At 62.4% G+C, this 11,192-nt stretch carries 3 protein-coding genes; 2 read left to right on the plus strand and 1 reads right to left on the minus strand.

Annotated elements, in window-relative coordinates; all coding sequences use genetic code 11:
* Positions 1-1,766, plus strand: a 1,766-nt coding sequence (locus EOS_RS08940) for a family 2A encapsulin nanocompartment cargo protein cysteine desulfurase (protein WP_047846268.1), incomplete at its 5' end; no start/stop codon positions are given.
* A gap of 507 nt (positions 1,767-2,273) precedes the next feature.
* Here EOS_RS08940 and EOS_RS08945 read toward each other — a convergent pair.
* Positions 2,274-2,967, minus strand: a protein-coding gene (locus EOS_RS08945; protein ID WP_087881908.1) for an IS6 family transposase whose coding sequence is annotated in 2 segments (ribosomal slippage) — positions 2,274-2,382 and positions 2,381-2,967 — 696 coding nt in all. Because the reading frame shifts where the segments join, the coding sequence is not laid out codon by codon here.
* Positions 2,968-3,642: 675 nt separating this feature from the next.
* Between EOS_RS08945 and EOS_RS08955 the strand changes: the two genes are divergently transcribed.
* Positions 3,643-11,192 (plus strand): DUF4347 domain-containing protein (locus EOS_RS08955; RefSeq protein WP_047846270.1); only part of this gene is annotated, 7,550 nt, incomplete at its 3' end.

The following is an 11,192-nucleotide window of genomic DNA, read 5'->3' on the forward strand; positions in this document are numbered from 1 at the left end:
CGGTGCCGCCCGGGTCTCCCTTTGCGGGACCAGGCGGCGCGGGGACGGGGGTGCCGGGTCTGAGCCTTCCGCAGGGCAAAGCGGCTGGCGCTAACCTGCTTCCGTCGGCGCCCACGCACGTTTTGTCATTGGGCAATCGCGTGCCGGCGCTGGCGCCGCATGCGGTTTCGCAAAACAACGTACCTGACTCTGTGACGAGCGCCGCGCCGGCTCTGGAACCGCGCTTCGGCGGCGCTGCGCTTGGCGTCGGCGTGCCTGATGTGGCGCAACGTGATCAACCGGCGGCGTCGCCGTTCTATTTCCTGCGGGACGCGGGTGCGTCATCCGGCGCGAGCCGCGACCTGCCGTTGCCCGGTCATGATGTACCGACGGCCGAATCGCTCGGTGTGCCGGCTATCGATGACCTGCGTTCGCTTCGTTCGGTTAGCGGCCGAGAGCGGGCAGTCTCGGCGGGCGGTGAGCCTGATCGTACCGGTTCGTTCTATTTTCTCGACAATGTCCGTGCGCCGCATTCGACTGAGCACTTACCGCAGACTGGTTCCGCGCATCCGCCATTCGATGTCAACGCCATCAGGCGCGATTTTCCGATTCTGCAAGAGCGCGTGAATGGACGCCAGCTTGTCTGGTTCGACAACGCCGCGACCACGCAGAAGCCGCAGTCGGTCATCGACCGTCTGTCGTACTTCTACGCGCATGAGAACTCGAACATTCACCGTGCCGCGCATGCATTGGCAGGACGCGCGACCGACGCGTACGAAGGTGCGCGCGACACGGTGCGGCGCTTCATTGGCGCAGCGTCGGCGGAAGAAATCATCTTCGTGCGCGGCACGACGGAAGGTATCAACCTGATCGCGAAAACCTGGGGCGTGCAAAACGTTGGCGAGGGCGACGAGATCATCGTGTCGCATCTCGAGCATCACGCCAACATCGTGCCCTGGCAGCAGCTCGCCGCTCAAAAGGGCGCAACGCTGCGCGTCATTCCTGTCGACGACTCGGGTCAGGTCCGTCTCGATGAATATCAGAAGCTGCTCAACAGCCGCACGAAGATTGTCTCGGTGACGCAGGTGTCGAACGCATTGGGTACCGTTGTGCCGGTGCAGGAGATTGTTGCGATGGCACATCGTGCAGGCGCTCGGGCGTTGGTCGACGGTGCGCAATCGGTCTCGCACATGCGTGTGAACGTGCAGGAAATCGATGCCGATTTCTTTGTGTTCTCGGGCCACAAGCTGTTCGGTCCGACCGGCATCGGCGTGGCCTATGGCAAAGGCGACCTGCTCGAGGATATGCCGCCATGGCAGGGTGGAGGCAACATGATAGCGGACGTGACGTTCGAGCGGACCGTGTTTCAGGCGCCTCCAAATCGCTTTGAGGCGGGCACGGGCAACATTGCCGATGCAGTGGGTCTTGGGGCCGCGATCGATTATGTGACACGCGTGGGCATCGAGAATATCGGGCGCTATGAACACGATCTGCTGGAATATGCGACGAGCGTATTGCAACCGGTGCCAGGCGTGCGTTTGATCGGTACAGCGAAGAATAAGGCTAGCGTATTGTCGTTCGTGTTGAAGGGTTGCGAGACGGAAGAGATCGGGCAGGCGTTGAACGAAGAAGGGATTGCCGTGCGCTCAGGTCATCATTGCGCGCAACCGATTCTCCGGCGCTTTGGTGTCGAGGCGACCGTGCGGCCGTCGCTGGCCTTTTACAACACGTGCGATGAAGTCGACAGGCTCGTGTCCGTCGTACGCCGGCTTTCATCGCGGCGGTAGACTGGAAACGAGCGATGCAGCGCGCGGTCACCGCGGCCGCGCGCTGAGTCTGACGATAAACACTATTGTCGCGACGCCATTGATGCTTTGTGGCACACATGTGCCTCAAGCCGTTGAGCGAGCGTGCGCAAACTGGCTAACGGTGCAGTGGAACAACGCTTCATGGCCGGTCTCCCCCGTCTGCGATCAGTCGCATTCGATCCGTGCCGGTCATTCGATTGGCTGAGGAGGCCGACAAGCAGGAGCAGTTGCGCCATTTGGAGGGAGAGTTCGGCGCGATGACGGTGGCCTCGCTAGGCGGTGCACCGTCAAGACATGGGTAGGCTCATGGGTAGGCTGTAACTGACAACGTGGGAGCCAAACCTGGCGCGGCTTTCCGAGCTGTTGTAGGAGTCTGCTGCCTTCCGCCAGTCAAGGCTTCCCGGGGTTTCCCGGATTCTCCCGAAAACGCGGTTGTGTCGCGACAAGTTCGGCGAGGCGAGAGAGTTTCGCAATGGTAAGGAGTCCTTATGCCACCAGTGAATAGAACTGAGCAGCGGAGGTTCGGGTAACGCCGCTGTTCTTCATCTGGCCTTTCCTGATCATATGCATCGTGCGGGCACACCGGAAATCCTTAACCCATCATGGGCCTGGTTCGGCGTTTGATCGCCCGATGATCCTGCCCGACGATGTTGTTCAGATACTTGACCTGCCGGACCTTCATGGGCGTTTCCCGTTCGGTGTTGATGGCCAGGAGGGTGGCCAGATTGGCCCTGCTTTTATCCATGGTCACGGTCTCAGGCGCGCCGTTCCGATCAATGGCTTTTTCGAAGTAGCGGCGCGCTGCAGCCTGGTCGCGATGCGCCCGCAACAGGAAATCAACCGTATTACCGGCCTTGTCCACGGCGCGATACAAGAACTTCCACTGGCCACGCACCTTGACGTAGGTTTCATCCATCCTCCAGCGCTTGCCGACCGGGCGTTTGTACCTGCGAAAGGCTTTCGCGAACAACGGCACCAGTTTGATCACCCAGCGATGCACGCTGGAATGGTCAACCTCGAAACCCCGTTCGACCATCATCTCCTCCAGGTGGCGCAGGCTTAGCGGGGAGGTCAAGTACCATCTGACACACAGCAGGATCGCGTTCAGCGGATAGTGCGGGCGCTTGAGTACCTTCGCTACGCCCGCAGGCAGGGTTCTTCTCGCAGTCGCCTTCTTCATATCACGCTTCACTTCGGGAAAATGTCCTCCTGGAATTTACTCCTGCACCCTTAGCACGACACAGCCACCCGTCCCACTGCAGTTATATTTGTCTGAAGTATTCTTCAATCCACGGTCATGGCGGCATATAGGGAAGAGAGAAACAAAAACGTACGTGCCGCAATCGTTTGATCAAGGTGTTTCAGGCTCGGTTTTTCTGTCGCGATTTCGAGACGCACGTCACATAGTTGACTCGGACAATGTGTATGTCGCATTTAAATGTTACAAAGTCATACCGGAAATATTACAAAGTAATTTCATTAACTCAATGCTGACCGCTAATAGTTGAATCCCTTCGCCAGGGGTATTCGCGGTCGATCTCTTAGTACCGGTTATATGAATCCATTCCGTCTCTGATGGACTGAATTGGCTTGTGCAGTGTGCTGTTGGCGGCGAACAACACACACGGCTTGTCCAAAGCTGCGCTGCATTTCACGTGATTGTCACTCAATGCTTTCTGTACGGACTTCCGCCTTATGTCGGATGACTCCGTTAGAAGAGCCATCGTCCAGCCGTAGATCTTGTTTACAGAAAATTTCATTTAAATAAATAATCCCGTACTTGCGGTGGAATTTAGAAACGCTTAAATTCCACATCAAAATTCTGGGAAACAACAAAAAATTCGGGGAAACAACAATGAAGCTGATTTTGGAAGCGCGCCATCTATTCGATGGCAGCGTGGCAGCGGTCGCTCATACAACAACACATTCCGATACTGCGGATCACGGCCATCACCCCGTTTCCTCGGATTTATCGCATCCCCATTCCCGCCATTACGACCAGACGCAGCATGATGCGACGCTAACGCCGACGTATGCGCCGGGCGATATTCCGGCGCTCGCGCCGAATCCTGCGGCAACCGAAATCCTGTTCATTGACCCGCGCGTCGCGAATTGGCAGGCGCTCGCGAAGGGCGTCGCGAAGAATGTGCAGATCGTGCTGGTCGATCCGAACCGCGATGGGCTCGAACAGGTTACAGCCGCGCTCAAGGGACGCTCGGATCTCACTGCAATTCAGTTCCTCACCTACGGCCAGTCAGGCCAGATTGAGCTAGGCAATGCGCCTATCACGACTGCTACGCTCGCGAGCCACGCAGGCGAAGTCGCGTCGTGGGGTGACCATCTTGCCGCTAACGCAGACATCGAATTCTGGGGTTGCGACGTAGGCCAGGGCGACAACGGTCTGGCATTCGTCGACAGTGTTCATGCACTGACGGGCGCGCAGGTCGCTGCATCGACCAACGCCACGGGCGCGGCGCAACTTGGCGGCGACTGGACCCTGGAGCGCACGACCGGCGTCCTCGCAGTCGGCGCGCCGTTCAGCGCAGCATCGATGGCGGCATACCAAGGTGTGCTCGACAGTCCCGTGCCGACGGTCAGCTTCGATCCAGCCACGGTGCCCGGCGACGTCCTGCTCGGTAGTACGTTCACGGAAACGGTGACGTTCGCAAACGCGGCAACCAACGGAGTCGGATACGGTCCGTTCATCGATTTGTACGTGCCAAAAGACGCAGCGCAGACCGCTACGCTGACCGGGGCGTCGTTCCTCGGCGCCGGGATCACCCCCGAAGCGGTGACGTTGTCGACCACGATCCCCGGCCACGTAGGCGTGCTCGGCGCGTTGCATCCGCTCGCGCTCGACAATACCGGCCAGCCATTGTTCGTCGCGGCGCCCCCTGGCTACCAGGCCAATGACGTGATGTACGTGCTCTCACTGCCGTTCGGCAGCTTCACGCCAGGCCAGCCCGCCGCGCAGATTCAGCTGACTTTCACGCTTGACAACAGCACCGAGTTATCCAGCATGCACGGTGGCCAGGCGCTCGACATCACCGCGATCGGTGGCTTCCAGTACGGCGCGGATCCGCTCAACGACCCGGGCACCGATCCGTCGATCCGCGGCACCGCCGGGACGGCGGGCGTGACGAGCGCGGCGGACGGCATGGCTGTCGCAGCTTCGACAGTATCGCTGCTCGACGTCTCCGCGACCACCGACCTCCATGAAAGCGAAACGGCGACCGGCCCGGATTATCCATTCAACTATGTCCTGACGATCAAGCCCGCGCCGGTCACGCAGGGCGATCCGCTATCGAACACGACCTTCACGTTTGATCTGCCGCCAGAGGTGCAATACACCCACGGCACCATCGCGTTCACGGGGCCGGGCGGGGCGACCGGGACCGCGACATTCAATCCGGGAGTGGCCGGCGCAAACGGTCCGGGCGGCACGGTGACCGTGCACTTCACGTCGCTCGGCACCGACGGGGCCGACACGGCCACGGTCGTCAAGATTCCCGTCTTCGTACCGCAATTCGACGCAAACGGTAACCCGGTGCTCGATGCCGCCGGCACGCCGCGCGACATCACCGCGGCCACGATCTATAGCTATACCGGTTCATGGACGCCGACCGCAGCATCGCTCGATCACGCGCTCGGCGTGCAGACCATTTCCGGCGACAGTTCGACCAACCCGACCTCGACCGATTTCGTTGCGAAGGCGCTCGCGATCCAGGTGACCGACGACGCGCCCGCCGGCAACATTGTGCCGGGTGAGGTCGTTACCGAATCGATTCATTTCGAAGTATCGGACTACTACTCGCTCAATCAATTGAAGATCGCGGACCAGCTCGGTGATGGCCTCTCGCTGCTTTCTCCGACCGAGCTTGGGTATGTGGCGCCGACTTTGAGCGTCACGCGCAGCGGCGTGAGCTCAGCGCCGATATCGTTTGGCGACGCCGGCAATCTCGTCGCGGCGACGGTGAACGGACAGGCGGTCGCTGAAAGCGGCTCGAACTCCGCATGGAACTACACGCGCGACGACGCGGGCACGAGCGCGAATCCGGGCGCGACGTCGATCAGCTTCGGGGTTGGCGCGTTGCTCGAAGCGCAGATGGGCGCCGGCGCGCTCGCTTCGGTTCTGCAGGGCGGCGGGGGCGGCGCGACCCAGGGCGTGATCACGTTCGTTACGAAGGTGCTTGATAAGTACACGAATACCAACAACGAGGACAGCCTGCGCGAAAAGGACCAGATCACAAACCAGGTCACTCTTGCCGGCACGAGCGCCTCGGTTGTGACGGTCGACAACACAGCGCAAACCGTCGGTGCCTCAACCGGAACGGTCGCCGACAACTCATCGGTCACTGACACCGTTGCTCCGGGCTCGATGGTGCTGAGCGTGGTCGCGGTGAACGGCCAGACCACTGACCTCACCCACATCGAGCCGGGCGACACGGTCACCTATGGCCTCACCTATTCGCTCACCACGGGCGACTACGGTTCGCTTGACCTGACGGCGAATCTGCCACTGCCGGTTTTTTCCACCACCGACCCGACGTCGACCGGTTCGAACGTGACCGCGTACACGGCGGACAACACCGCCGACTCGTTCCCGACGGCCGGCACCTACAAGCTGATTAATCCGCTCAGCGGCGAGTCGGTTGTCTCCGCGACGGCGAACGGCACGGCGAACAGCATCTCGTTCAACTTTGGCAACCGCGACGACACGACCAACGCGGCCGGCCAGAAGGTCACTGTGTACTTCAGTGTGGTGGCATCGAACAAGCCGTTTGCCGACGGCTTGCCACTGACGAGCCAGGGCGATAGCTCGTACACCAATGCGGAGGGTCAGACGGCCGCTACGGCGGCCATCCAGCAGGTGCCGCTGGAAGAGCCGGAAGTGACGGTGAAGACCGGGGTGGTGTCGGTCGTCGGCGATGGTAGCGCGTCCAAGGGCACCTTTACGCCTGACACGTCGAATCCGAACTCAGCCATACCGTGGACGCCGCAGACCGACGTCACGCCGAGCGGCGCGGCGGGCAGCCCATTTGCCCCCGCCGGCACGCCCGCTGGCACCCTGTTCACGACTGTGGGTGCGAACGGCACGGCAAACCCGCTGGCGGCGGACGACCTCAACGTGACGGGCGCCGATGGCGGGGACATCACACGCGTGGTGTCGACAGTTGATAACGAAGGACACGCGAGCGCCTTTGACGTTACCGTGCAAGGCACGCTGCCGAGCGGCTATTCGACCGGCAATGTAACGAACTTCGCGATCTATAACTCGGCGGGAGCGCAGATCGACACGGGTGTCACGGCGGCTCAATACTTCAGCGCGGGCGGTGTCAAACTGATCTCGACCGCGGGGACGGACGTGGGCATTGCCGCCGGCGACCGGGTCTACGTGGTGTACGACCTGACACTGTCTACCACGCAGCAAACGGGTGAGACGCTCGCGGCCGGCTCGTCGGTCGTCAACTGGGCTAGCGTGACGGGCGGCGTGGCGGCGGGCAACGGCTTCGTGAGTGGCACCGGCACTGCTGCACTGACGCTTGGCGAAGGTTCCGGGGCATTGTCGGACAGCGCGACGATAGGCATCAGCGCGCCGAGCGTCACGAAGACAGTAACCAGTGGCAGCGATACAGCCCTTCCGCTTGGCACGGACAATGCCGTTGTGCCCGGCGAAACCGTGACGTACACGGTCGTACTCACGCTGCCGCAGGGCGTGACGTCGAACGGTGCGAGCGAGCTCACGCTGACCGACCAGTTACCCGCAGGTATGACCTTCGGGAGCATTAGCTCAACCAGCTTTGGAACCGGCGTCACTTCATCGAATGGCGGCACGATTACGGCGTCGTCTTCAGGCTCGACCGTCACCTTCGATCTTGGCAGTTCGGTGACCAATAGCCAGGTCGACACCAACGGCACGATCACGATCGTCTATACAGCTACGGTCGACGCCACGGACACGCCTCACGGCGGCGCCCCGACGACTTATTCGAACAGTGCGTTCCTGAACTACGACTCGGGCCAGACCACGCCCGTCACGGCTGCCAATACCGCGACGGTCACCGAACACGATCCGCAGGTGATCGAAACGATCACGGCTGCCGACACCACCACGGGCGTGCCGATCGCGACCAATGGCACCGTATTCAGCCACGAAGGGCTGACCTACACCGTCACGCTCACCAATAACGGTACCGCCCCGGCCAACAACCTCGCCGACCTGCTCGATTTACCGGCAGGCCTGACCTACGTCAACGGCTCGCTGCAGCACGTCAGCGGCGGCACGAATTCGACTACATCCGACGCCAACGCGAGCGCCCTGAACATCGGGCTCGACACGCTCGCCGTCGGCCAGACGGCGACGTTCACATTCCAGGCCACGGTCAATCCGAACCTGCCGGCGGGCACGTCGTTCACGGTCGATACACCGGCCGACACTACCTCGGGCACCTACTACTCGCTGCCGGGCACAGCGCAAGGTCACAAGTACAGCGACAGCGCGACCGATACCGCGACCATCGGGCAGATCACGCCGGTGCTGTCGATCACCGGCGAATCGAACAACACCGACACGGCCAGCACGCCGACGCAGACCAATACGCAGACGTCGACCGAGGCGGCCGTCGGTGAAGTGGTCACGATGCAGGCGTACGTGGAAATTCCCGAAGGCTCGAACCCGACGACGCTCAATTTCACGATGCCGTCCGGCCTTGAATATCTGAATGACGGCAGCGCGAAGATCGCCTTCGTCAGCCCGAACGGAGATCTGGTCTCGACCGACAGTGCGTTGTCGGGCATCACGCAATACCAGGACATCAACCCAGGGGCCGCGAACTACATTTCACCGTCGGCCATCACCAACACGGGCGCGGGCACCGTCGACGTCGCCACCTTCAGGCCGGTCGACGCGCTGCCGGGAAGCGTGGTCACCGCGACCGGCAATAGCGTCGCCATCGACCTCGGCACGCTGAGCAACAACGACAACTCGTCGACTGGCAACTACGTGCTCGTCGAATTCAACGCGGTGGTGACGAACGTTGCGGCCAACCGTCAGGGCGCCTCGGCATTGCAGACGTCGTTCACGGTGGCCGGCGTTACGTCGAACGACGTCAGCGTGGCGGTCGAGGAACCGGCCGTTACCGTCACGAAGACCGCCACCGCGGTCGACAATACCAACGACACCGTCACGTATCAGGTCACGGTGAAAAACACCGGATTGTCGAGCGCGTACAACGTCGTGCTGGACAATCCGGCGGCCACGAACGAAAGCAACATCGCGTTCGTCAGCGCCACCGGCGCAGGCACGGGTGGCACCGGCGCCGGGGGAACCACGGGCACGGACCTGAACTACGCGATCGGGCAACTCGGCGCAGGCGGCAGCGAGGTCATCACGTACACGGTGAAGGTCGCGCCGGGCCAGACCGTCCAGAACGACACTGCCACGGCGACGTGGCAAAGCCTGGCGGGACAGCAGACATTCAACGGCTCGACCGCCGGTGCTGTCGGGTCGGTCACCGGGCCGCGCGACTTCGATCCGGCCGCCAATCCACCGAACAACTATGTCGCCACGGCCGCCACTGATATCGGTAGTGCGCAAGGGCGGGTCTGGCAGGACGTCGGCCACGACAAAACTACGTTCTCGCAAACGGGCGGTTCGGCCGATACGGCGCTAGGCGGCATTACGGTCACAGCGACCATCACCCAGCCCGGTGGCACGGTCATCCACGAAACCACGACTACAGCCAGCGACGGGACCTACAGCTTCGGGGCGCTGCCCGACGGCACGGTCGCAATCTCGCTGAACGGAGTGCCGGCCAACGAGACGCTCGTCTACGACCCGGACGGCTCGGTCAGCAGCAGTCCGCCCAGCGCGTCGTTCACCTCAGCCGGTGACGCTCACAACAGCGTGGACTTTTCGTTCCAGGCACCGGACACCGCGCCGGTCATCGCGAACTGGAGCGGTAGCACCACCTACGCGGAAGGTGGCCCGGCGATGGTGCTGTCCGGCGCCGGCGCGTCTGTCAGCGACACCCAGCTCGACGCACTCGGCGGCGATTACAGCAATACGACGCTGACGCTTCAGCGGTATAGCGGTGGCGTCGCGGCGCCGGTCAACACCGATGTGTTCGTGGGTACCGGCCTGCTGTCGCTGTCGGGCAGCACGGTTACATTCAGCGGCGTTGCCGTGGGCACCTTTGCGGAGGCGAACGGCAAGCTGAGCATCACGTTCGGTGCCGGCGCCACCGCCGCGACTGTCAAGAACGTGCTGGACAGCCTCGGCTATTCGAGTACCGATACCAGCACCGTCAGCACCGGTATCCAGATCGGCGCGACGCTCGACGATCACAATACCGCCGGCGCGCAGGGCACCGGCGGCAACATGACCAGCGTGCCGGCGTTTGTGACCGTGAACGAGATACCCGCTCCGGGCGGGTCGAGCGCGACCTTCATCGAACCGAACGACTCGCCGGCGGCAGCGGTGGCCGTGGCGGTGGACAGCACATTGTCGGTGGCGAGTTCCGATACGTTCGCCGGCGCCACAGTGAAGATCAGCAACTTCAAGCCTGGCGAGGACGTTCTCGTTGCGGGCGCGCTGCCGTCGGGCGTGACGGCCAGCTTCGATGCGGCCACCGGCACGATGACGCTCACCGGCACCAATCTCAGCGCAGCCACCGTGCAGGCGGCGTTGCGCGGGGTCTCCTACTATGACAGTAGCGACACGCCAAACACGACGGTGCGCGACGTAACGATCTCAGTAATGGACAGCACGACCAACGCGACGACGACCGCTGCTGTGGCGACCATCGATGTCGTTGCGACCAATGATTCGCCGCTGCTGAACGGCGTTCCCGTGACGCTCAACCACGCGACTGAAGACGCCGGCGCGCCGGTCGGTGCAGTCGGCACGCTGGTGTCGGCGCTGACCGGCAGCGGCAACGTGACCGATCCAGACGGCGCAAACGCCCATGACGGCACGTCGCCGGGCGCAATCGGCGTGGCGATCACCGCCGCGAACACAACGGTAGGCACGTGGTGGTATTCAACCAATAACGGCGCAACCTGGACGGAATTCGCGGGCAACGGCACGACCGCGGTGTCTGAGGCCAACGCGCTGCATCTCGTGGCCGACGGCAACACGCGAGTCTATTTCGACCCGGCACCGGACTGGAACGGCTCGGTGCCGAACGCGTTGACCTTCCGCGCGTGGGACCAGTTTGACGGCGCTGCCAACGGCTCGCTGTCGGCGCTCCCGGCTGCGAACACGTTGGGCCAGGGCTTGAACACCCTCGGTTCGGCCTATTCGTCGGCCAGCCAATCGGTTGATCTGATCGGGGATCCGGTGAATGACGCGCCCATTGCCAGCGGAAGCACCACGCTCGGTTCGGCTGCGGAAGACACCGCCGC

The organism is Caballeronia mineralivorans PML1(12) (assembly GCF_001028175.1).
GTDB lineage: Bacteria > Pseudomonadota > Gammaproteobacteria > Burkholderiales > Burkholderiaceae > Caballeronia > Caballeronia mineralivorans.